Raw genomic sequence first — 23,622 nt, forward strand, 5'->3', positions numbered from 1 at the left:
GACGTCTATTTTACAGGGGGAACGTAGAAGATGACGATTAAACTGATTAATATCGGATTTGGCAATATAATCTCCGCCAATCGGATGATTTCGATTGTCAGCCCGGAGTCTGCGCCAATCAAACGGATGATCCAGGATGCAAGAGACCGCGGAATGCTAATTGACGCTACATACGGACGAAGAACCCGTGCAGTTGTCGTCATGGATAGTGATCACATTATCTTATCTGCCGTCCAGCCTGAGACAGTTGCACACAGACTTTCTGTTAAAGAAGAAATTATGGATGAAGGGCAGGGGTAATTGCCGCATGAAAGAAAGAGGGTTATTAATCGTTCTCTCAGGTCCCTCAGGAGTTGGTAAAGGAACGGTTCGGCAAGCGATTTTTTCGCAGGAAGACACAAAATTTGAATATTCGATTTCAGTAACCACTAGAAGTCCAAGAGAGGGCGAAGTGAACGGAGTCGATTATTTTTTCAAAACAAGAGACGAATTCGAGCAAATGATTGCGGACAACAAGCTGCTTGAATGGGCAGAGTATGTCGGCAATTATTACGGCACGCCTGTCGATTATGTTGAACAGACGCTTCAAGATGGAAAAGACGTCTTTTTAGAAATTGAAGTCCAAGGGGCTCTTCAAGTGAGAAATGCTTTCCCGGAAGGTCTGTTTATTTTCCTTGCGCCTCCAAGCCTTTCTGAACTAAAGAACAGAATCGTGACACGAGGCACAGAAACAGACGCTCTGATTGAAAATCGAATGAAAGCCGCAAAAGCTGAGATTGAAATGATGGATGCTTATGATTATGTCGTTGAAAACGATAATGTCGAAACGGCTTGCGATAAAATCAAAGCAATCGTTCTTGCTGAACATTTGAAGCGTGAACGTGTTGCACCAAGATATAAGAAAATGCTGGAGGTTGAATAATCAATGTTAGATCCGTCAATTGATTCTTTAATGAATAAATTAGATTCCAAATACACGCTCGTGACTGTTTCTGCGAGACGTGCCCGTGAAATGCAAATCAAAAAAGACCAAATGATTGAACATACGATTTCACACAAATATGTAGGCAAAGCTTTAGAAGAAATTGATGCAGGCCTGCTTTCGTTTGAAAAGGAAGACCGCGAATAGTAGCACAAGTAGCAACCTATATCATGTAGGTTGTTATTTTTTTCCGTGCGGTTTTGTAAAGTGCAGAGGGGGAGAATTCATTGCTTAACAATCGAAATGTGTTACTTTGCGTGAGCGGAGGCATCGCTGTTTATAAAGCCTGTGCGTTAACGAGCAAGCTGGTTCAGGCAGGAGCAAATGTGAAAGTGATTATGACTGAATCAGCTTGCCGATTCGTTTCACCGCTGACATTTCAGGCATTGAGCCGCCACGAAGTCTATACAGATACATTTAAAGAACAAAATCCAAGTGTCATTTCCCATATTGACGCCGCAGACTGGGCCGACTTGATTATCGTGGCGCCGGCTACGGCTAATGTGATTGGAAAACTGGCTAACGGCATCGCTGATGATATGCTGACAACAACATTGTTGGCAGCGACGGCTCCCGTTTGGATCGCGCCGGCGATGAACGTTCATATGTATGACCACCCGGCAGTCAAACGAAATATTTCTGTATTGTATCAGGACGGTTATCGTTTTATTGAGCCGAGTGAGGGCTATTTAGCATGCGGTTACGTCGGAAAAGGCAGATTGGAAGAGCCTGAAAATATCGTAAAACTGGCCGAAAAACATTTTGCTGATGAAACATCCGCCCCTTTAGAAGGCAAACGTGTGGTCATTACAGCCGGCCCAACACGGGAAGCGGTTGATCCTGTCCGGTTTTTCACCAATAAATCGACGGGCAAAATGGGCTACGCATTAGCGGAGGCTGCAGTCCGGCTTGGTGCACGGGTAACTTTAATTTCTGGGCCTGTTTCACTTGATCAGCCCAAAGGACTTGCTCAGTTTATCCCTGTTCAATCGGCTGCGGATATGCACGAAGCTGTGCTCTCCGTGTATGAAGCAAGCGATATTGTCATCAAAACAGCTGCGGTAGCCGATTTTACGCCAAAAACAGTATTTGACCATAAAATGAAAAAACAAGACGGCGGTATGACCTTAGAACTGAAAAGAACGGTCGATATTTTGAAAGAATTGGGCGAGAAAAAGAAAGAGCAGATTTTAGTCGGATTTGCCGCTGAAACACAAGACATTGAACACTATGCACGTAAAAAGCTTGCCGCTAAAAACCTTGATTTGATTGTGGCAAATGATGTGAAAGCAAATGGGGCCGGTTTTGGTGCTGATACGAATATTGTGACAATCTTTTTCAAAGACGGGCATAAGCGCGAACTTCCGATCATGTCTAAGCTCGATGTTTCGTTTGAAATTCTTCAGGAGATCGCAGCCCTCTCAAAACAAACCGGAGAAAGAACATGAATTTTGCAGAGGTCATCGTGGATGTCAGCACCAAAAATATAGACAGGCCTTTTGATTACAAAATCCCAGACCATCTCAAGGGTATGATCAAAACGGGGATGCGGGTCATTGTTCCGTTTGGCCCCCGTAAGATTCAGGGGTTTGTAACAGCAGTCAAAGAAGCATCTGACCTATCGGGAAAATCTGTCAAGGAAGTAGAGGATTTATTAGATCTTACACCTGTTCTGACAGAGGAGCTTATGGATCTGTCATCATGGCTGTCCGACAAAACGCTGTCTTTTAAAATAACGGCACTTCAAGCAATGCTGCCTGCCGCATTAAAGGCAAAATATGAAAAAGAATTAAAAATTGCAAACGGAGCTGAGCTTCCGCCGCAAGTGGAGCGGCTGTTTTCCGAAACAAAGACGCTGCTGTATTCAGATATACCCGATCATAATACGTTGAAACTAATTCAAAAGCATGTTCAAAAAGGGAGCATAGACGTAACCTATAAAGTCGCGCAAAAAACAAATAAAAAAATGGTGAGGCATATTCAGGCAAATGTGAGTAAAGAAGAGCTTGCTAAGCAGGCTGAGGGATTGTCCCGTCAAGCAGCCAAGCAGCAGGCGATTCTTCACTTTTTCATCTCTGAGCCAGAAGGTGTGAAAATCCCTGCGGCGGACTTGTGCAAAAGAACGGACGCGAGCTCTGCGACCATCAAAACCCTTATCCAAAAAGGGCTTTTGAGGGAAAGCTATGAAGAGGTCTACAGAGATCCCTATCAGGATAAAATGTTCAAAAAAACAGAGCCGCTGCCACTGACAGACGAACAGAGAGCTGCCTTTGAGCCCATACGCGAGACATTGGATAAGGATGAGCATAAAGTGTTCCTCCTTCACGGCGTGACAGGCAGCGGAAAAACGGAAATTTATCTGCAATCAATTGAAAAAGTACTGGCGAAAGGAAAAGAAGCCATCGTCCTCGTACCGGAAATATCGCTGACGCCGCAAATGGTCAATCGCTTTAAGGGCCGCTTCGGCTCCAAGGTGGCAGTCATGCACAGCGGTTTATCCACAGGGGAAAAATATGACGAGTGGCGTAAAATCCACCGGAAGGAAGTACGGCTTGTCGTCGGTGCCAGATCCGCAATTTTTGCTCCGTTTGAAAATCTCGGAATGATTATCATCGATGAAGAGCACGAGTCTTCTTATAAACAGGAAGAAATGCCGCGCTACCATGCGAAAGAGGTGGCAATCAAGCGGGCTGAGCATCACAGCTGCCCGGTTGTATTAGGCAGTGCTACGCCGACATTAGAGTCATATGCACGGGCGCAAAAGGGCGTGTACGAGCTTCTCTCACTGAAGCACCGCGTTAACCATCAAGTGATGCCTGAGGTTTCGCTTGTCGATATGAGAGAGGAGCTTCGAAGCGGCAATCGCTCGATGTTTTCTGTTGAATTGATGGAAAAGCTTGAAGAAACGATTGCCAAGGGTGAGCAGGCGGTGCTGTTTTTAAATAAAAGAGGCTATTCTTCCTTTGTGATGTGCAGGGATTGCGGCTATGTCCCGCAATGTCCGCACTGCGACATTTCCATGACGTATCATCGTTACGGCCAAAGGCTGAAATGTCATTATTGCGGACATGAAGAGCCTGTTCCGCATACTTGTCCTGAATGCGCAAGCGAGCATATCCGCTTTTTCGGAACGGGAACACAGCGAGTGGAGGAAGAGCTGACAAAAGTGCTGCCAAATGCGAGAGTGATTCGGATGGATGTTGACACGACATCAAGGAAAGGCGCCCATGAAAAACTACTGTCAGCTTTCGGAGAAGGAAAAGCGGATATTCTTCTCGGAACGCAAATGATCGCGAAAGGGCTTGATTTTCCGAATGTCACGCTTGTCGGAGTGTTAAGTGCCGATACAACACTTCATATTCCTGATTTCAGATCGGCTGAAAAAACATTTCAGCTGTTAACGCAAGTCAGCGGCCGGGCAGGCAGGCATGAAAAGCCCGGCCATGTCACCATTCAAACGTATACACCGTCTCACTACAGTATCCAGCTGACGAAAACGCATGATTATGAAACGTTCTATCAGCATGAAATGGCGCATAGGAGAGAGCAATCATATCCGCCCTACTACTTTTTGGCTCTTGTGACGGTTTCTCATGAGGAAGTGGCGAAAGCAGCGGTTACAGCTGAAAAAATCGCTCATTTTTTGAAAGTAAACTGCGGAGCTGACACGAAAATCCTCGGGCCAAGCGCGTCGCCGATAGCCAGGATCAAAGATAGATATCGCTATCAATGCGTGATAAAATACAAACAGGAAACCCAGTTATCCGCTTTATTGAAGAAGATACTGGAACATTATAAACGCGAAATTGAACAAAAGCATGTAATGATTTCAATTGATATGAATCCTTATATGATGATGTAAGATCTCACGTCTTGGAGGGTAACAAATTGGCAGTAAAAAAGGTCGTCACACATCCGGCGGAGGTTTTGGAAACACCGACGGAAAGCGTGACTGTTTTTGATAAAAAGCTAAGAAAACTGCTTGATGATATGTACGACACCATGCTTGAAATGGATGGAGTCGGACTGGCAGCGCCGCAAATCGGCATCTTAAAAAGAGTGGCTGTCGTAGATATCGGGGATGACAGAGGCAGAATTGATCTCGTTAATCCTGAAATTTTAGAGAAAAGCGGTGAGCAAACCGGAATTGAAGGATGCCTGAGCTTTCCTGGCGTCTATGGTGATGTCACACGTGCTGATTATGTCAAAGTGCGTGCGTTTAACCGTCAGGGAAAAACGTTCATTCTGGAAGCGCGAGGCTTTTTAGCGAGAGCTGTGCAGCACGAGATGGACCACTTAGACGGTGTGCTGTTTACATCTAAAATCAGTAAATACTATACAGAAGATGAACTAGCGGATATGGAAGGATGATTTGATGACGAGAATCGTATTTATGGGGACGCCGGATTTTTCAGTTCCTGTTTTAAAAACCTTGATTGAGGACGGATATGAAGTAGTGGGGGTCGTCACACAGCCGGACCGTCCGAAAGGCAGAAAAAAAGTGATGACACCTCCTCCGGTCAAGGAAGAGGCATTGCGTCACGGCATCCCGGTTCTTCAGCCGGAAAAAGTCAGATTGAAAGAAGAAATTGAAAAAGTGCTGGCATTAAAGCCTGACCTTATTGTAACGGCGGCATTCGGACAAATTTTGCCTAAGGAGCTTCTCGACAGCCCGAAATACGGCTGCATTAACGTTCACGCGTCTCTTTTGCCGCAACTGCGCGGCGGGGCTCCGATCCATTACTCTATTTTGCAGGGAAAGAAGAAAACCGGGGTTACCATTATGTATATGGTAGAAAAATTGGATGCCGGAGACATGATCTCAAAAGTGGAAGTGGACATTGAAGAAACCGATAATGTCGGAACGCTGCACGATAAATTAAGCGTTGCTGGCGCGAAGCTATTGTCTGAAACGGTTCCAAACGTCATTGCCGGCAGCATATCACCCGAAAAGCAGGATGAAGAGCAAGCGACGTACGCGCCTAATATCAAAAGAGAGCAAGAACTGCTCGACTGGTCCAGAACGGGCGAAGAGCTTTACAACCAGATCCGCGGATTAAATCCATGGCCTGTTGCTTATACAACTCTAAACGGACAAAACTTGAAAGTGTGGGCGTCGAAAAAAACACCAGCACCAACAACAGCTGAGCCCGGCACAGTCGTTGCAGTTGAAAAGGAAGGGATTATCGTTGCCACAGGTAATGATACGGCCCTGTTATTAACTGAGCTTCAGCCGGCCGGCAAAAAACGCATGAAAGGCGAGGACTTTGTGCGGGGCGCTCATGTTGAAGCCGGAGATGTGTTAGGAGTAAATAATGAAAAAAACTAGTGTTCGTGACATCGCCCTTGAAGCGCTCATCAAATTAGAACAAAACCAGGCATACAGCAATCTGCTGCTGAAATCGGTCATTAAATCAAATGAACTGAGTGATCAGGACAGAGGGCTTTTGACTGAACTTGTCTATGGGACATTACAAAACAAAATCGCGCTTGATTATATGCTTAAACCGTTTATCAATAAGCCTCAAAAGGTAAAGCCGTGGGTGATTCAGCTTCTTCGCCTATCCTTATATCAAATGGAATATTTGGAGAAGATTCCAGATAGGGCAGCCATCCATGAAGCGGTTGAGATTGCTAAAATCCGCGGACACAAAGGCATTGCTTCTTTTGTCAATGGCGTGCTTCGTTCTATCCAGCGCGAAGGTGTTCCATCCTTTGACGCCATCGAAGATCCTGTACGCCGGCTGGCGATAGAAACAAGCCATCCGGAATGGCTTGTGAAAGAGTGGGCGGATGCGTATGGGTTTGACGCGGCCGAAAAGATTTGCCGTATCCACCTCATACCGCCGAAGCAAACGCTGCGTGTCAATCAAATGAAAGCAGACAGAGCTGAACTGCTTGATCAAATGGCTGCTGAGGGAATCGAAGTTGAAAAAGGCGATCTCGCTGAGGATGCTGTGAAGCTCTTAAAGGGATCAATTGCCGGAACTCATTTCTTCCAAAACGGCGAAGTATCCATCCAGGATGAGAGCTCCATGCTCGTCGCCCGCGCCCTTGATCCTAAGCCTGATGAAACAGTGCTTGACGCGTGTGCGGCGCCTGGCGGCAAATCGGCTCATATCGCAGAATTAATGAAGAACAAGGGGAGCGTTACGTCGCTTGATCTTCACAAACATAAAGTGAAGCTGATCAAAGAAGCGGCAGACCGTCTTGGCCTGACAATCATTCATGCGGAGACAATGGATGCAAGAAAAGCAGGGGAAACGTTTGAAAACGAAAAGTTTGACCGGATATTGGTTGATGCCCCGTGCTCTGGTTTCGGCGTTATCAGAAGAAAGCCGGACATGAAATACACGAAAAAGCCTGATGACAGCGCGCGTCTAGCTGAAATCCAGCTGTCGATCCTGAGGGAAATCGCACCATTAGTAAAAAAAGGTGGCACTCTTGTCTACAGTACGTGTACAATGGACCGGACAGAAAATGATGAAGTAATACATGCGTTTATACAAGAACATCCTGATTTTGAACCCGATTTGTCTCTTGAAAAGCGGCTGCCCGAAAAGGCGAGACCCTTTGTTCGGGATGGAAGGCTGCAAATCCTTCCTCATTATTTCGGAACAGATGGTTTCTTTATTTGCAGCATGAGAAAGAAGGGATAAGCAATGGCAGAACTTAATAAAACAAAAGTAAGAAAAGAGTTGCGGACAGAGCGTCCGTCTATTTATTCTTTTGAATTAGATGAAATCAAACAATGGCTGACAGACAACGGGGAGAAACCGTTCCGGGCAGCTCAGATCTTTGAATGGCTATATGAAAAACGCGTATCTTCTTTTGAAGAAATGACAAACCTGTCAAAGGATCTGCGTGAGAAATTAAACACTCACTTTGTGTTAACAACGCTGAAAACGGCTGTTAAACAAACCTCTCAAGACGGTACGATGAAGTTTTTGTTTGAGCTTCATGACGGTTATACCATCGAAACCGTTTTAATGAGACACGAGTATGGCAATTCTGTATGTGTAACGACACAAGTCGGCTGCCGTATTGGCTGCACATTCTGCGCGTCAACGCTTGGAGGCTTAAAACGAAACCTTGAAGCAGGTGAAATTGTCGCTCAAGTAGTTAAAGTGCAAAAAGCTCTTGATGAAACGGATGAACGCGTCAGCTCTGTCGTGATCATGGGAATCGGCGAACCTTTTGATAACTTTAACGAAATGCTCGCTTTCTTGAAAATCATTAACCATGACAAGGGCCTGAATATCGGTGCTCGCCATATTACGGTCTCTACGAGCGGAATCATCCCGAAAATTCACGAATTTGCTGATCAGAAAATGCAGATTAACTTTGCAATTTCTCTGCACGCGCCAAACACAGAAATCAGAAGCCGCTTGATGCCGATTAACAGAGCATATAAACTGCCTGATCTCATGGAAGCCGTTAAATATTATATTAATAAAACGGGACGTCGCATCAGCTTTGAATACGGTCTGTTTGGAGGCGTAAACGACCAGGTGGAACACGCCGAAGAGCTTGCCGACTTGCTGGAAGGAGTCAAATGCCACGTGAACTTGATTCCGGTAAACTACGTGCCTGAACGGGACTATGTGCGCACACCGCGTGATCAGATTTTCGCTTTTGAAAAAACATTGAAATCCCGTGGAGTAAATGTCACAATCCGAAGAGAGCAAGGACATGATATTGACGCAGCCTGCGGTCAGCTTCGCGCGAAGGAGCGTCAAGACGAGACGAGGTGATGAGGGTTGTTAACAGCCTTAAAAACAGATACAGGAAAAATCCGCCAGCATAATGAAGATGATGCGGGGATATTCAAGGGGAAAGATGAATTTGTATTAGCGGTTGTCGCTGATGGCATGGGCGGCCATCTTGCTGGAGATGTTGCGAGCAAGATGGCTGTGAAAGCCATGGGGGAGAAATGGAATGAAGCAGAGACAATTCCACAAGCGCCTTCGGAATGTGAAAAATGGCTCATTGAACAGATTCTTTCAGTAAACAGCAAAATATACGATCACGCTCAAGCCCACGAAGAATGCCAAGGCATGGGGACGACGATTGTATGTGCGCTATTTACGGGGAAAACGGTTTCTGTTGCCCATATCGGTGACAGCAGATGCTATTTGCTTCAGGACGATGATTTCATTCAAGTGACAGAAGACCATTCGCTTGTAAATGAACTGGTTCGTACTGGAGAGATTTCCAGAGAAGACGCTGAACATCATCCGCGAAAAAATGTGTTGACGAAGGCGCTTGGAACAGACCAGTCAGTCAGCATCGATACACGTTCCTTTGACATCGAACCCGGAGACAAACTGCTTTTGTGTTCTGACGGACTGACGAATAAAGTGGAAGGCACTGAGTTAAAAGACATCCTGCAAAGCGATTCAGCTCCTCAGGAAAAAGTAAACCTGCTTGTGGACAAAGCCAATCAGAATGGCGGAGAAGACAACATTACAGCAGTTTTGCTTGAGCTTGCTTTACATGTTGAAGAGGGTGAAGATCAGTGCTAATCGGCAAGCGGATCAGCGGGCGTTACCAAATTCTCCGCGTCATAGGCGGCGGGGGAATGGCTAACGTGTATTTAGCTGAGGATATTATTCTAGACCGTGAAGTCGCGATCAAAATCCTGCGGTTTGACTATGCAAATGACAATGAATTTATCAGGCGTTTCCGCAGAGAAGCCCAATCCGCATCAAGCCTCGATCACCCGAATATTGTCAGCATTTACGACTTGGGCGAGGAAGATGATATTTATTATATTGTCATGGAATACGTCGAAGGCATGACGCTTAAAGAATACATAACAGCAAATGGGCCGCTTCACCCTAAAGAAGCGCTGAACATCATGGAGCAAATTGTCTCAGCCATCGCTCATGCCCATCAAAACCAGATTGTTCACAGAGATATCAAGCCGCATAACATTTTGATTGACCACATGGGGAATATCAAAGTAACGGATTTTGGAATTGCGACGGCATTAAGTTCGACCACAATCACCCATACCAATTCTGTCCTGGGCTCAGTCCACTACTTATCACCTGAACAGGCCCGGGGCGGCTTAGCGACAAAAAAATCGGATATTTATGCCCTTGGAATCGTTCTATTTGAGCTTTTAACGGGCCGTATTCCGTTTGACGGAGAGTCAGCAGTCAGCATCGCCTTGAAGCATCTTCAAGCGGAAACTCCTTCGACTAGAAGGTGGAACCCGTCAGTCCCCCAAAGCGTTGAAAACATCATACTAAAGGCAACGGCCAAAGACCCTTTTCATCGCTACGAAACGGCTGAAGACATGGAAGCTGACATAAAAACCGCTTTTGAGGCTGACAGACTCAATGAAAAGAGATTTACGATTCAAGAAGATGAAGAGATGACAAAAGCGATACCGATCATTAAAGATGAAGAACTCGCTAAAGCTGCTGGCGAAAAAGAAGCTGAATTGACAACCGCACAAGAAAACAAAACAAATAAAAACGGCAAAAGAAAAAAGTGGCCGTGGGTTTTGCTCACGATATGCCTCGTTTTTATCACGGCTGGAATTCTTGCTGTCACTGTTTTTCCGTCGCTTTTTATGCCTAAGGATGTCAAAATACCTGATGTCTCCGGAATGGAATACGAAAAAGCAGCAGGCCTCTTGGAAAAAGAAGGTTTACAAGTTGATTCCGAGGTGTTGGAAATCTCAGACGAAAAAATTGAAGAGGGCCTGATGGTAAAAACGGATCCCAAAGCGGAAACCACAGTTAAAGAAGGCGCCACGGTCACCCTTTATAAGAGTACCGGAAAAGCAAAAACGGAGATCGGTGATGTGACAGGCCAAACGGTCGACCAGGCAAAAAAAGCGCTGAAGGACCAAGGGTTTAAACATGTAACGGTAAATGAAGTGAATGACGAGAAAAACGCGGGCACTGTCATTGACCAAAATCCTTCAGCAGGGACTGAGCTTGTCCCGAGTGAAGATCAAGTCAAACTCACAGTCAGTATCGGACCCGAAGACATTACGCTTAGAGATTTGAAAACCTACAGTAAAGAAGCGGCGTCTGGATATCTGGAAGACAACGGCTTGAAGCTTGTAGAAAAAGAAGCATACTCAGATGATGTTCCAGAAGGACAGGTTGTCAAACAAAAACCAGCAGCAGGTACGGCAGTAAAGCCGGGAAATGAAGTGGAAGTGACATTCTCTCTAGGACCTGAGAAAAAACCTGCGAAAACAGTGAAAGAAAAGGTCGAGATCCCCTATGAACCAGAAAATGAAGGGGACGAACTTCAAGTGCAAATCGCGGTTGACGATGCGGATCACAGCATCTCTGACACTTACGAAGAATTTAAGATAAAAGAGCCGACTGAACGAACGATCGAACTAAAGATTGAACCCGGCCAAAAAGGGTACTATCAAGTAATGGTAAACAATAAAGTTGTCAGCTACAAAACCATTGAGTATCCAAAAGATGAATAACAAGGAGGGAAAATATGCCTGAGGGCAAAATTATTAAGGCGCTAAGCGGCTTTTACTATGTACTGGATGAATCAGAGGATTCAGATAAAGTAATACAATGCAGAGGGAGAGGCATTTTCAGAAAGAACAAAATTACTCCTCTCGTCGGTGATTACGTTGTGTATCAGGCTGAAAATGACAAAGAAGGATATTTGATGGAAATCAAAGAAAGAACCAATGAGCTTATCAGGCCGCCAATTTGCAATGTTGATCAAGCGGTCCTTGTTTTCTCAGCGGTTCAGCCTTCTTTCAGCACGGCGTTGCTCGACCGCTTCCTGGTTCTCGTCGAAGCCAATGATATTCAGCCGATCATATGCATTACTAAAATGGATCTGATTGATGATCAAGATACAGAAGATACGATACAAGCCTACGCAGAAGATTATCGGAATATTGGTTATAACGTGTATCTTACCTCCTCTAAGGACCAAGACAGTTTAGCGGACATCATCCCGCATTTTCAGGATAAAACAACGGTATTTGCCGGTCAATCCGGTGTTGGAAAATCTTCGCTTCTCAATGCGATCAGTCCCGAGCTCGGATTGAAAACAAACGAGATTTCCGAGCATTTGGGCCGCGGGAAACACACAACCCGCCACGTGGAGCTGATACACACGTCCGGAGGCTTGGTTGCGGATACGCCAGGATTCAGCTCGCTTGAATTTACAGACATTGAGGAAGAAGAGCTTGGCTATACCTTCCCAGATATAAGAGAAAAAAGCTCTTCATGCAAATTTAGAGGCTGTTTACATCTAAAAGAGCCGAAATGTGCGGTGAAACAAGCTGTTGAAGACGGTGAAATAAAGCAGTACCGCTATGACCATTATGTTGAATTTATGACGGAGATTAAAGACAGAAAGCCGAGGTATTAGCATAATGATAAAGGTTGCACCATCTATTCTTTCCGCTGATTTTGCTTCTTTAGGCAATGAGATTAAAGATGTAGAAAAAGGCGGAGCTGATTATATTCATATTGATGTTATGGACGGCCATTTTGTCCCGAATATCACAATCGGTCCGCTGATTGTAGAAGCAGTCCGGCCTGTAACGGATCTGCCGCTCGATGTTCATTTAATGATAGAAGAGCCCGATCGCTATATCCCGGCTTTTGCGAAAGCCGGCGCAGATATCCTGTCTGTGCATGCTGAGGCATGTCCGCACCTGCACCGTACCATCCAGCTCATTAAAGAGCAAGGAGTGAAGGCCGGTGTTGTTCTAAACCCGCATACTCCTGTACAAGTCATCGAGCATGTTTTTGATGATCTCGACCTTGTTCTATTAATGACGGTGAACCCAGGGTTCGGCGGACAGAAATTTATTCATTCAGTCCTTCCTAAAATAAAAGAGGTTAAGCGAATGGCTGATGAAAAAGGAAAAAAAGATCTCTTAATTGAAGTAGACGGCGGCGTCAACAAAGAAACCGCTCCGCTAGTCATTGAAGCGGGCGCGAATTTACTCGTAGCCGGTTCAGCTGTTTATGGCCAGTCTGACCGCAAAAAAGCAATTTCTGAAATCAGAGGAAAATAAATAAACAGCTTTAGAAAAGAGCTGGGCATACAATAGCCTAAGCTCTTTTTCCTGTATGCAGAGAAAGGAATCAGAGATGAAAACAATTAATATCGTTGCGGGAGGCCCGAATAATCTCATTCCCGATCTAACCGGCTATTCGGATGAACACGCGCTTTGGATCGGTGTTGACAAAGGCACCGTCACTCTTCTAGATGCCGGGATCATTCCTGTTGAAGCCTTCGGAGATTTTGACAGCATAACAGAGCAAGAACGCCGGCGGATAGAACAAGCCGCTCCCGCCCTTCATGTGTATCAAGCAGAAAAAGATCAAACAGATTTAGACCTCGCCCTTGATTGGGCGCTGGAAAAGCATCCGGATATCATTCAGATTTTCGGCATTACAGGCGGCAGAGCTGATCATTTTTTAGGAAACATTCAGCTTCTGTTTAGAGGTGTAAAAACGAACATAAAAATTAGGCTGATAGACAAACAAAATCATATTCAAATGTTCCCTCCTGGTGAATATGATATTGAGAAGGATGAAAATAAGCGATATATCTCCTTCATACCGTTTTCCGAAGAAATACATGAGCTGACTCTGACCGGTTTTAAATATCCTCTAAATAATTGTCATATTACGCTCGGTTCAACACTATGTATTAGTAACGAACTCATTCATTCACGAGGTACTTTTTCGTTTGCAAAAGGCATATTAATAATGATAAGAAGCACGGATTAAGCATGTGCTTTCATTCATTTGCTGAAAACAATGAACAAGGTGGTTACGGGACGTTATAGGAGGGGACAAAAAATGAAATTTTACACCATTAAATTGCCGAAGTTTTTAGGAGGAATTGTCCGGGCGATGCTGGGCTCATTTAGAAAAGATTAATGCCCAGGGGTTCAAAGCCCTCTTTCACCACATAAAAACGCCTGCCACATATTGAGGCAGGCGTTCATTTTGTTATACACGCTCAACTTTACCGGATTTCAAAGCTCGAGCAGATACATATACTTTTTTAGGTTTTCCGTTCACAAGGATACGAACCTTTTGAAGATTCGCGCCCCAAGTGCGCTTAGAAGCGTTCATTGCGTGAGAACGGTTATTCCCAGCTGTTGTTTTTTTACCTGTGATAACGCATTTACGTGCCATTTGTTTCCCTCCTCACTTGCACAAAACATCTACTTTTTAACATTCATATGATCTTAGATGCTTTCGATATGGATACTTTAAATAATTTACCACAGCTAAAAAACGTTTGCAACTATTGTTTCATCATCTTTCAAGAAAATTCACTTGACATCTTGCGGAAACAGCAGCGCTATAGTATATGTAGAGGTACGGCCAGCAATTATTGCCTGGTCTTTTCATAATGGAAACCATATAGTAGAATAGCTGTAACTCTATGCATTCGAAGGAGGAAATAGTGTGTCCATTGAATTAAGAACGAAGTACGGGCAGATTGATATATCTAATGAAGTCATCGCAATGGTTGCAGGAGGCGCGGCTGTTGATTGCTACGGCATTGTCGGCATGGCTTCTAAAAACCAGATTAAAGACGGACTGACTGAAATCCTTCGGAAAGAGAATTTCAGCAGGGGTGTCCAAGTTCGCCAAGTAGGAGAACAGATACATATCGACATGTATATCATAGTCAGCTACGGCACGAAAATTTCTGAAGTGGCACATAATGTCCAAACAAAAGTAAAGTACACAGTAAATCAAACCATCGGACTCGCAGTGGACTCGGTCAATATTTATGTCCAAGGCGTACGAGTGACGAACCCGTAGTTAGGAGGAGTAGGATTGTCTATTAGAACATTAGACGGCAGAACCTTTGCCGAGATGATTCTTGCGGGAGCGCAGAATCTGTCTCAAAACGCCAGTGCAGTTGATGCGCTGAACGTGTTCCCTGTGCCGGACGGTGATACGGGAACAAACATGAACCTGTCGATGACTTCCGGAGCAAGAGAAGTTGAACAAATGGATACGGATGATATCGGGAAGGTGGGCACCGCGTTATCTAAAGGACTGCTCATGGGAGCGCGTGGAAATTCAGGAGTCATCCTGTCCCAATTGTTCCGCGGATTCAGCAAAAGCATTGAATCGAAAAAAGAAATTAATTCGCTGGAATTTGCAGCTGCACTGCAAGCAGGTGTAGACATGGCGTATAAAGCTGTCATGAAACCTGTAGAGGGCACCATTTTAACAGTTGCAAAAGACGCTGCGAAAAAAGCGATGGCCTTAGCAGAAAAAGAAACCGATATCACTGCGCTGATGACTGCAGTGACAGAAGAAGCGGAGGCGTCTTTAAACCGCACCCCTGAATTGCTTCCTGTTCTAAAGGAAGTAGGAGTTGTCGACAGCGGGGGCAAAGGCCTGCTTTGTGTGTATGAAGGTTTCCTTGCTTCATTAAAAGGTGAAGCTGTACCTCAGAAAGCAGTTCTTCCGTCACTTGACGACATGGTCAACGCGGAGCATCACAAGAGCGCCCAAAGCATGATGAATACCGAAGATATTGAATTTGGATTCTGTACCGAAGTGATGGTGAGGCTTGATCAGGCAAAAAGAGAATTCGACGAAGGTACGTTCAGACAAGACCTCAGCCAGTTCGGTGATTCACTGCTCGTGATTGCGGATGAATCGCTGGCGAAGGTTCATATTCATGCTGAAGAGCCTGGGAACGTGTTAAACTACGCCCAGCATTACGGTGAATTGATCAAAATAAAAATAGAAAATATGAGAGAACAGCATACCTCTATCATCAGTCAAGAAAGCAAGCCCGCTGGCAACGAAAAAACGCCGGCAAAACAGCCGTATGGCATTGTAACTGTGGCGATGGGGGAAGGAATTTCAGACCTATTCAAAAGCATCGGCGCTTCTGTTGTGATTGAAGGCGGTCAGACGATGAACCCGAGTACTGAGGATATCGTCGAAGCCGTGAAGTCTGTAAATGCAGAAACGGTGTTTATCCTGCCGAACAACTCTAACATTATTATGGCTGCTAACCAAGCGGCCAGCGTAATGAATGAACAGGTTTTAGTCATTCCGGCCAAAACGGTTCCACAAGGGATGTCAGCACTGCTGGCCTTTAACCCGGATCAAGAAGCTGAAGCGAACGAGACCAATATGCTCAGCGCCATTCAGCAAGTAAAAAGCGGACAGGTGACGTATTCAGTCAGAGATACTCATATTGACGGTAAAGATATTAAAAAAGGCGACTTTATGGGCATTCTGAATGGAACGATTATCGGCACTTCTGAAAATCAACTGTCAGCCGCGAAAATGCTGCTGTCAGAAATGATCGGAGAAGACGATGAAATCGTGACCATTCTATATGGTGAGGATGCGTCTCGGGAAGAAGCCGAGCAGCTTGAAGCATTTCTCAGTGATAAGTACGAGGAGATTGAGGTTGAGATCCACAATGGGAAACAGCCGCTGTATTCGTATATCGTTTCTGCAGAATAGAAGGGCAATTTGCCCTTCTATTCTTATGTCTGCTTTTAAATGCGGCAGCGCTGTAACGCGTCCGCTTGCCATTTTATAACTGATCAATTAGTCTAGAAGCAAAGCGCTAATAAGCTCTGGTTCATAAGGAGGAATAGCATGAAATACAGAAGCGTTTTTGATATTATCGGTCCGGTTATGATCGGTCCGTCCAGCTCTCATACAGCGGGAGCTGCCAGAATCGGGAGAGTGGCCAGAAGTTTATTTGGCAGAGAGCCTGAGCGCATCATCGTATCTTTTTACGGGTCTTTTGCGGAAACGTATAAGGGCCACGGCACAGATGTCGCGATTATCGGCGGATTGCTTGATTTTGATACATTCGACGAACGGATTAAAACCGCTATACAAATTGCAGAAGATAAAGGAATTCATATAGAGTTTCGGGTTGAAGACGCAGTTCCGGTCCATCCGAACACAGCCAAAATCACCATTTCTGATGAAAAGGGAGAGCTTGAGCTGACGGGTATTTCGATTGGCGGAGGAAAGATCGAAATCACAGAATTGAATGGTTTTGAACTCCGGCTGTCAGGAAATCATCCGGCCATATTAGTTGTTCATAATGACAAATTTGGCACCATCGCCGGTGTTGCCAATGTTCTTGCGAAATTTTCAATCAACGTAGGACATATGGAAGTAGCCCGGAAAGATATCGGCCAGCTTGCGCTGATGACAATAGAGGTCGATCAAAATATTGACGACCATATTCTCGACGAGCTGTCAAAGCTGCCGAATATTATTCAAGTGACAAAGATTGCTGACTAGCGAAAGGGTCAGGAGGAGCCAGTTATGTTTCGTAATGTAAAGGAATTAATTGAGATTACTAAAGAAAAACAAATATTGATCTCTGATGTGATGATCGCTCAAGAGATGGAAGTAACAGAAAAAACAAAAGAGGACATTTTTCAGCAGATGGATCATAACCTGTCTGTTATGGAAGCGGCAGTTCAGAAAGGACTCGAGGGAGTGACGAGCCAAACGGGTTTAACGGGCGGAGACGCTGTTAAATTACAGGCTTATATTCGATCAGGAAAAAGCCTGTCTGGCCCGTTGATTTTAGATGCTGTATCGAAAGCCGTTGCAACAAATGAAGTAAATGCAGCTATGGGAACCATCTGTGCGACACCGACTGCAGGTTCTGCCGGTGTGGTGCCCGGCACGTTATTTGCTGTAAAAGAAAAGCTGAATCCAACGAGAGAACAAATGATTCGCTTTTTGTTTACGGCCGGAGCCTTCGGATTTGTCGTCGCCAATAACGCAAGTATTTCCGGTGCTGCCGGAGGATGTCAGGCAGAGGTTGGATCAGCTTCAGGCATGGCGGCTGCGGCCATTGTTGAAATGGCAGGAGGAACCCCCGAACAAAGCGCGGAGGCCATGGCCATTACATTAAAAAATATGCTAGGCCTCGTGTGCGACCCTGTAGCGGGGCTTGTTGAGGTGCCCTGCGTGAAACGGAATGCGATGGGCGCGTCAAATGCGATGATCGCCGCTGATATGGCATTGGCAGGCATTACTAGCCGTATTCCATGTGATGAGGTTATCGATGCCATGTATAAAATAGGCCAAACGATGCCAACTGCGCTTAGAGAAACAGGCCAGGGCGGTTTAGCGGCCACACCGACTGGAAGAGAGTTAGAGAAAAAAATTTTCGGAGGAGCGCTAGGTTCACGTGAAACAACATCAGCAAACTAGTATAGCTAACATTAAGGGTATTGGGCCGGAAACAGAAAAAACATTACACGAACTCGGAATTTATGACATTTCTGATCTTCTGAATTATTTCCCTTATCGCTATGATGACTACGAGCTGAGGGATTTAGAAGAAGTAAAGCATGATGAAAGAGTCACAGTCGAAGGGAAGGTTCATTCAGAGCCTTCTCTTACCTATTACGGAAAAAAACGAAACAGGCTGACATTTCGGGTTCTTGTCGGCAACTATTTAATCACAGCCGTATGTTTTAACAGGCCTTATTTGAAGAAAAAGCTTTCGCTCGGCTCTGTTGTGACGGTCTCAGGTAAATGGGACAAGCACCGCCAAACGATCTCTGTTCAGGAGTTGAAAAACGGGCCGCATCAAGAGGATAAAAGCATTGAACCAGTGTATTCTGTGAAAGAAAATGTTACCGTCAAAATGATGAGGCGCTTTATTCAGCAGGCGCTGACCCAATATGCAGAATCACTTCCTGATCCTCTTCCGGAAAAGCTAAGAAAAAGCTATAAACTGCCTGACTATTATCAGGCGTTAAAAGCAATGCACCAGCCGGAAACAAGGGAAGCATTAAAGCTTGCCAGACGACGGTTTGTTTACGAAGAATTTTTGCTGTTTCAGTTGAAAATGCAGGCGTTCCGAAAGGCGGAAAGAGAGCAGACACAAGGGATACGGCAGGTTTTTTCAAACGAAGAACTCATGAGATTTATCAAAAGCCTCCCGTTTCCCCTCACAAATGCCCAGTCACGCGTTCTTCGCGAAATAACAGCAGACATGTCTTCTCCATACAGAATGAACCGCCTTCTTCAAGGGGACGTTGGATCAGGAAAAACAGCAGTCGCTGCGATTGCGCTGTATGCCGCGATCTTATCCGGATACCAAGGAGCGCTCATGGTGCCGACAGAAATTCTGGCCGAACAGCATGCTGATTCGTTTGTGTCACTATTTGAAAAATGGGATGTCAGCGTGGCTCTTTTGACAAGCTCCGTTAAAGGGAAGCGGCGAAAAGAATTGCTTGAGCGTCTTGCGGCGGGAGAGATTGATATTCTTGTAGGAACCCACGCTTTAATCCAAGATGAGGTGGAGTTTAAGGCGCTGAGTCTTGTTATTACAGATGAACAGCATCGTTTTGGGGTTGAGCAGCGCAAAAAGCTTCGGAACAAAGGGCAGGATCCTGATGTTCTCTTTATGACAGCCACTCCGATTCCAAGAACATTAGCGATCACAGTGTTCGGTGAAATGGACGTATCAGTTATTGATGAGATGCCGGCTGGACGAAAGCAAATCGAAACCTATTGGGTAAAACATGACATGCTGGATCGCATTTTGGCATTTGTCGAAAAAGAATTAAAGCAAGGCAGACAGGCTTATATCATCTGTCCGCTGATTGAAGAATCAGACAAGCTTGATGTGCAAAACGCCATTGACGTATACAATATGCTTTCTGATATTTTTCGGGGGAAATGGAACGTCGGCCTTATGCACGGAAAGCTGCATTCAGATGAAAAAGACCAGGTCATGAGAGAATTCAGTGCCAATCACTGTCAAATTCTCGTATCCACCACTGTCGTTGAGGTCGGCGTGAATGTTCCGAATGCAACGATTATGGTGATTTATGACGCCGACCGTTTCGGGCTGTCACAGCTTCACCAGCTGCGCGGCCGTGTCGGACGGGGGGAACATCAATCTTTCTGTATTCTGATGGCTGATCCAAAATCAGAAACAGGGAAAGAACGGATGAGGATCATGTCGGAGACCAATGACGGGTTCGAGCTGTCTGAAAAGGATCTGGAACTGAGGGGTCCCGGTGATTTCTTTGGGAAAAAACAAAGCGGAATGCCGGAATTCAAGGTGGCGGACATGGTTCATGATTACAGAGCGCTTGAAACGGCAAGGCAGGATGCTGCGAATCTTGTGGCTTCCGACGCGTTCTGGAAGGAGCCGGAATACGCTGTGTTAAGAGAGCATTTGCTGAAGAGCGGAGTAATGGACGGGGAAAAATTAAGCTGAGCATCAGAAGTTTTTGGTGTTCAGCCAGAAACAATCGTTGCATTCCAATCTATGAAATTATATACTACTATTAGTACCTAGTCTTAATTGTCCGGATGGTGTTTAGATATGAGAAGAAATAAGAGAGAACGCCAGGAATTACTTCAGCAGACGATTCAAGCAACCCCTTTTATTACAGATGAAGAATTAGCTGGTAAATTCGGGGTGAGCATCCAGACGATACGTTTGGACCGCTTAGAGCTTTCCATACCGGAGCTGAGAGAAAGAATTAAGAACGTGGCAGAGAAAACACTTGAGGACGAAGTAAAGTCCCTGTCACTTGATGAAGTTATCGGAGAAATTATTGACCTTGAGCTGGATGATCAGGCGATATCCATTTTAGAAATAAAACAGGAGCATGTGTTCAGCCGGAATCAGATTGCGAGAGGACACCATTTATTTGCACAGGCGAATTCTTTGGCCGTTGCAGTCATTGATGACGAGCTGGCGCTGACTGCAAGTGCAGACATCCGCTTTACAAGACAGGTAAAGCAGGGAGAACGCGTCGTAGCGAAAGCGAAAGTAACGGCTGTCGAAAAAGAAAAAGGAAGAACGGTTGTCGAAGTGAACAGCTACGTTGGCGAAGAAATTGTTTTTTCTGGACGCTTTGATATGTATCGTTCAAAACATTCATAAAGGTGGAGCATGCATGAGAATAGCTGTAGATGCAATGGGGGGAGACCACGCTCCCAAAGCTGTTATTGACGGAGTTATAAAAGGTATAGAGGCATTTGATGATCTCCATATCACACTTGTCGGTGACAAAACAACGATAGAATCACATTTAACAACAACATCAGATCGCATCACGGTGCTGCACGCAGATGAAGTGATTGAGCCTACGGATGAACCGGTCCGCGCCGTGCGAAGAAAAAAGAACTCATCAATGGTTCTTATGGCGCAGGAGGTTGCGGAAAACAGAGCTGACGCCTGCATTTCAGCAGGGAATACCGGTGCGTTAATGACAGCCGGTCTCTTTATCGTCGGAAGAATTAAAGGAATTGACCGTCCGGCGCTTGCCCCGACACTTCCGACCGTTTCGGGAGGCGGATTTCTTCTGCTTGATGTCGGCGCCAATGTCGATGCCAAACCGGAGCACCTCGTTCAATACGCCATCATGGGCTCTGTTTATTCTCAGCAAGTGCGCGGTGTCTCTTCACCGAGAGTCGGGCTTTTAAATGTCGGAACAGAAGATAAAAAAGGAAACGAACTGACGAAACAAACGTTTCAAATGTTAAAAGAAACAGAGAACATCAATTTTATCGGAAACGTGGAAGCGCGAGACCTATTAGATGATGTGGCGGATGTTGTAGTAACAGACGGCTTTACCGGGAATGTTACACTCAAAACGCTGGAAGGCTCTGCGTTGTCTATTTTTAAAATGATGAGAGAAGTAATGACGTCTACTTTCACATCCAAGGTTGCAGCAGCTGTGCTGAAGCCAAAGTTGAAAGAAATGAAAATGAAAATGGAGTACTCGAATTATGGTGGAGCAAGTCTTTTTGGCTTAAAAGCCCCTGTGATCAAGGCGCACGGCTCATCAGATTCTCATGCAGTATTTCATGCGATTCGGCAAGCAAGAGAGATGGTCAGCCAAAATGTGGCTGAACTCATTCAGGAAGAAGTAAAAGAAGAAAAAACAGATGAGTAGTCTGGAGGTTTTTACATCATGAGTAAGATTGCATTTTTATTCCCGGGTCAGGGTTCACAATTTATCGGCATGGGAAAAGAGCTTTATGAGCAGGTGCCTGCTGCAAAGCATCTGTTTGATGAAGCCGATGAAACATTAGAAACAAAACTCAGCTCGCTTATTTTTGAGGGTGCTGCTGAAGAATTAACACTTACATACAATGCGCAGCCTGCTTTGCTTACGACAAGCATTGCTGTTCTTGAGAAATTTAAAGAATCTGGCATTACACCTGATTTCACAGCAGGGCACAGCCTTGGTGAATATTCTGCACTGGTTGCGGCTGGCGCCCTGTCCTTCAAAGATGCTGTTTACACCGTCAGAAAACGCGGAGAGTTTATGAATGAAGCGGTACCGGCTGGCGAAGGAGCAATGGCTGCGATTCTCGGCATGGATGCTGAAGCGTTAAAGCAAGTAACTGATAAAGTCACGAAGGAAGGCAACCTTGTGCAGCTTGCGAATCTCAACTGTCCTGGACAAATCGTTATTTCCGGAACAGCTAAAGGGGTTGAGCTTGCATCTGAACTGGCAAAAGAGAATGGTGCAAAACGCGCGATTCCGCTTGAAGTAAGCGGTCCGTTCCATTCCGAACTGATGAAACCGGCAGCTGAAAAGCTGAAAGAGGTATTGGATGCCTGTGACATAAAAGACGCTGACGTTCCGGTCATCTCAAATGTTTCTGCTGACCTGATGACTGAAAAAGCTGAAATCAAACAAAAACTCATTGAGCAGCTTTACTCTCCTGTTCGTTTTGAGGAGAGCATTAACAAGCTGATTGCAGAGGGCGTTACGACTTTTGTTGAAATCGGTCCCGGAAAAGTGCTTTCAGGCCTAGTGAAAAAAGTAAACAGACGATTAAAAACAATTGCTGTATCAGATCCGGAAACGATCGAGCTGGCAATTCAAACGCTTAAGGAGGAGAATGATAATGCTTAATGATAAAACGGCTATTGTCACTGGCGCATCCCGCGGAATTGGCCGCTCAATCGCCCTTGACCTGGCAAAAAGCGGCGCGAATGTTGTCGTGAACTACTCCGGCAATGAAGCGAAAGCAAATGAAGTGGTTGATGAAATCAAATCAATGGGCAGAAAAGCAATTGCTGTCAAAGCGGATGTATCAAATCCCGAAGATGTACAAAACATGATAAAAGAAACGCTTTCTGTTTTTTCTACGATTGATATTCTGGTTAATAATGCGGGAATTACAAGAGACAATCTCATCATGAGAATGAAGGAAGACGAATGGGATGATGTCATTAACATTAACCTGAAGGGTGTTTTCAACTGCACAAAAGCTGTGACAAGACAAATGATGAAACAGCGTTCAGGACGTATTATTAACGTATCGTCTATCGTAGGCGTCAGCGGAAACCCTGGACAAGCCAACTACGTGGCTGCAAAAGCCGGCGTCATCGGTTTAACCAAATCTTCCGCTAAAGAGCTGGCCAGCCGAAATATTACGGTAAATGCGATAGCGCCAGGATTTATCTCAACCGATATGACAGATAAACTTGCAAAAGACGTTCAAGATGAAATGCTGAAACAAATTCCGCTCGCGCGCTTTGGCGAACCCGGCGATGTCAGCAGTGTTGTCACGTTCCTTGCTTCAGAGGGAGCACGTTACATGACAGGCCAAACACTTCATATTGACGGCGGAATGGTGATGTAAGTTTTTTCT

At 45.2% G+C, this 23,622-nt stretch carries 25 protein-coding genes; 24 read left to right on the forward strand and 1 reads right to left on the reverse strand.

The features are described from left to right. Window positions 1-30: 30 nt before the first annotated feature. The 15 genes from remA to spoVM all read left to right on the forward strand — a co-directional run bounded on the left by remA (window position 31) and on the right by spoVM (window position 13,887). Window positions 31-300, forward strand: a complete 270-nt coding sequence (gene remA, locus JQX68_RS08815) for an extracellular matrix/biofilm regulator RemA (RefSeq protein ID WP_003154355.1) — start codon at window positions 31-33, stop codon at window positions 298-300. A gap of 7 nt (window positions 301-307) precedes the next feature. Then, window positions 308-922, forward strand: a complete 615-nt coding sequence (gmk, locus tag JQX68_RS08820; RefSeq protein ID WP_003232083.1) for a guanylate kinase — start codon at window positions 308-310, stop codon at window positions 920-922. A gap of 3 nt (window positions 923-925) precedes the next feature. Beyond that, entirely contained in the window at window positions 926-1,129 is a 204-nt protein-coding gene (gene rpoZ, locus JQX68_RS08825) for a DNA-directed RNA polymerase subunit omega (protein ID WP_003221520.1), read from the forward strand. Window positions 1,130-1,209: 80 nt separating this feature from the next. Then, window positions 1,210-2,430, forward strand: a complete 1,221-nt coding sequence (coaBC, locus tag JQX68_RS08830; RefSeq protein ID WP_147771883.1) for a bifunctional phosphopantothenoylcysteine decarboxylase/phosphopantothenate--cysteine ligase CoaBC — start codon at window positions 1,210-1,212, stop codon at window positions 2,428-2,430. Continuing rightward, the gene (gene priA, locus JQX68_RS08835; RefSeq protein WP_205440622.1) at window positions 2,427-4,844 is read left to right on the forward strand and encodes a primosomal protein N'; all 2,418 of its coding nucleotides are present in this window, start codon (window positions 2,427-2,429) and stop codon (window positions 4,842-4,844) included. Before coaBC ends, priA begins: the two co-directional genes overlap by 4 nt. A gap of 26 nt (window positions 4,845-4,870) precedes the next feature. Further along, complete coding sequence (def, locus tag JQX68_RS08840; RefSeq protein ID WP_214285029.1) at window positions 4,871-5,353, forward strand: peptide deformylase; 483 nt, start codon at window positions 4,871-4,873, stop codon at window positions 5,351-5,353. Between the two features lie 4 nt (window positions 5,354-5,357). Next, window positions 5,358-6,311, forward strand: coding sequence for a methionyl-tRNA formyltransferase (gene fmt / locus JQX68_RS08845; RefSeq protein WP_147771886.1), 954 nt, complete (start codon window positions 5,358-5,360; stop codon window positions 6,309-6,311). After that, the gene (gene rsmB / locus JQX68_RS08850) at window positions 6,298-7,641 is read left to right on the forward strand and encodes a 16S rRNA (cytosine(967)-C(5))-methyltransferase RsmB (protein ID WP_040083190.1); all 1,344 of its coding nucleotides are present in this window, start codon (window positions 6,298-6,300) and stop codon (window positions 7,639-7,641) included. The genes fmt and rsmB overlap by 14 nt, the downstream gene beginning before the upstream one ends. Before the next feature lie 3 nt (window positions 7,642-7,644). After that, complete coding sequence (rlmN, locus tag JQX68_RS08855; protein ID WP_205440623.1) at window positions 7,645-8,736, forward strand: dual-specificity RNA methyltransferase RlmN; 1,092 nt, start codon at window positions 7,645-7,647, stop codon at window positions 8,734-8,736. A 6-nt stretch (window positions 8,737-8,742) separates the two neighbouring features. Next, complete coding sequence (gene prpC / locus JQX68_RS08860) at window positions 8,743-9,507, forward strand: protein-serine/threonine phosphatase PrpC (protein ID WP_014663933.1); 765 nt, start codon at window positions 8,743-8,745, stop codon at window positions 9,505-9,507. Continuing rightward, window positions 9,501-11,447, forward strand: coding sequence for a serine/threonine protein kinase PrkC (prkC, locus tag JQX68_RS08865; protein WP_134975540.1), 1,947 nt, complete (start codon window positions 9,501-9,503; stop codon window positions 11,445-11,447). The genes prpC and prkC overlap by 7 nt, the downstream gene beginning before the upstream one ends. 14 nt (window positions 11,448-11,461) lie before the next feature. Next, the gene (rsgA, locus tag JQX68_RS08870; RefSeq protein ID WP_147771887.1) at window positions 11,462-12,358 is read left to right on the forward strand and encodes a ribosome small subunit-dependent GTPase A; all 897 of its coding nucleotides are present in this window, start codon (window positions 11,462-11,464) and stop codon (window positions 12,356-12,358) included. Window positions 12,359-12,362: 4 nt separating this feature from the next. Beyond that, on the forward strand, window positions 12,363-13,013 hold the full coding sequence (gene rpe / locus JQX68_RS08875; RefSeq protein ID WP_069840339.1) for a ribulose-phosphate 3-epimerase: 651 nt from the start codon (window positions 12,363-12,365) through the stop codon (window positions 13,011-13,013). Window positions 13,014-13,089: 76 nt separating this feature from the next. Next, window positions 13,090-13,734 (forward strand): thiamine diphosphokinase, encoded by a 645-nt coding sequence (locus tag JQX68_RS08880; protein WP_041521333.1) that lies wholly within the window; start codon window positions 13,090-13,092, stop codon window positions 13,732-13,734. 72 nt (window positions 13,735-13,806) lie between these two features. Further along, window positions 13,807-13,887, forward strand: coding sequence for a stage V sporulation protein SpoVM (gene spoVM / locus JQX68_RS08885; RefSeq protein WP_003221545.1), 81 nt, complete (start codon window positions 13,807-13,809; stop codon window positions 13,885-13,887). 72 nt (window positions 13,888-13,959) lie between these two features. Here the strand turns inward: spoVM and rpmB are convergent, their stop codons facing one another. Next, window positions 13,960-14,148 (reverse strand): 50S ribosomal protein L28, encoded by a 189-nt coding sequence (gene rpmB, locus JQX68_RS08890; RefSeq protein WP_003221548.1) that lies wholly within the window; start codon window positions 14,146-14,148, stop codon window positions 13,960-13,962. Window positions 14,149-14,424: 276 nt separating this feature from the next. Between rpmB and JQX68_RS08895 the strand changes: the two genes are divergently transcribed. The 9 genes from JQX68_RS08895 to fabG all read left to right on the forward strand — a co-directional run bounded on the left by JQX68_RS08895 (window position 14,425) and on the right by fabG (window position 23,613). Next, complete coding sequence (locus JQX68_RS08895; protein ID WP_014663939.1) at window positions 14,425-14,787, forward strand: Asp23/Gls24 family envelope stress response protein; 363 nt, start codon at window positions 14,425-14,427, stop codon at window positions 14,785-14,787. Between the two features lie 15 nt (window positions 14,788-14,802). Beyond that, window positions 14,803-16,464 (forward strand): DAK2 domain-containing protein, encoded by a 1,662-nt coding sequence (locus tag JQX68_RS08900; protein ID WP_147771888.1) that lies wholly within the window; start codon window positions 14,803-14,805, stop codon window positions 16,462-16,464. 138 nt (window positions 16,465-16,602) lie between these two features. Next, window positions 16,603-17,265 carry an L-serine ammonia-lyase, iron-sulfur-dependent subunit beta gene (gene sdaAB, locus JQX68_RS08905; protein WP_014663941.1) on the forward strand — a complete coding sequence of 221 codons (663 nt, stop codon included), beginning with the start codon at window positions 16,603-16,605 and terminating at the stop codon, window positions 17,263-17,265. 24 nt (window positions 17,266-17,289) lie between these two features. Further along, window positions 17,290-18,192 (forward strand): L-serine ammonia-lyase, iron-sulfur-dependent, subunit alpha, encoded by a 903-nt coding sequence (gene sdaAA / locus JQX68_RS08910; RefSeq protein ID WP_003232049.1) that lies wholly within the window; start codon window positions 17,290-17,292, stop codon window positions 18,190-18,192. Next, complete coding sequence (gene recG / locus JQX68_RS08915; protein ID WP_147771889.1) at window positions 18,170-20,218, forward strand: ATP-dependent DNA helicase RecG; 2,049 nt, start codon at window positions 18,170-18,172, stop codon at window positions 20,216-20,218. Before sdaAA ends, recG begins: the two co-directional genes overlap by 23 nt. Window positions 20,219-20,326: 108 nt before the next feature. After that, window positions 20,327-20,893 (forward strand): transcription factor FapR, encoded by a 567-nt coding sequence (gene fapR, locus JQX68_RS08920; protein ID WP_003232044.1) that lies wholly within the window; start codon window positions 20,327-20,329, stop codon window positions 20,891-20,893. Between the two features lie 13 nt (window positions 20,894-20,906). Beyond that, a complete protein-coding gene (gene plsX / locus JQX68_RS08925; RefSeq protein ID WP_069149582.1) occupies window positions 20,907-21,908 on the forward strand; it encodes a phosphate acyltransferase PlsX in 1,002 nt (333 codons plus the stop codon). An 18-nt stretch (window positions 21,909-21,926) separates the two neighbouring features. Next, entirely contained in the window at window positions 21,927-22,880 is a 954-nt protein-coding gene (gene fabD, locus JQX68_RS08930) for an ACP S-malonyltransferase (protein WP_147771890.1), read from the forward strand. Continuing rightward, on the forward strand, window positions 22,873-23,613 hold the full coding sequence (gene fabG, locus JQX68_RS08935; RefSeq protein WP_014113766.1) for a 3-oxoacyl-[acyl-carrier-protein] reductase: 741 nt from the start codon (window positions 22,873-22,875) through the stop codon (window positions 23,611-23,613). Before fabD ends, fabG begins: the two co-directional genes overlap by 8 nt. The last annotated feature ends 9 nt before the right edge of the window (window positions 23,614-23,622 follow it).

It is taken from the genome of Bacillus sp. LJBS06, assembly GCF_016924995.1.
GTDB lineage: Bacteria > Bacillota > Bacilli > Bacillales > Bacillaceae > Bacillus > Bacillus stercoris.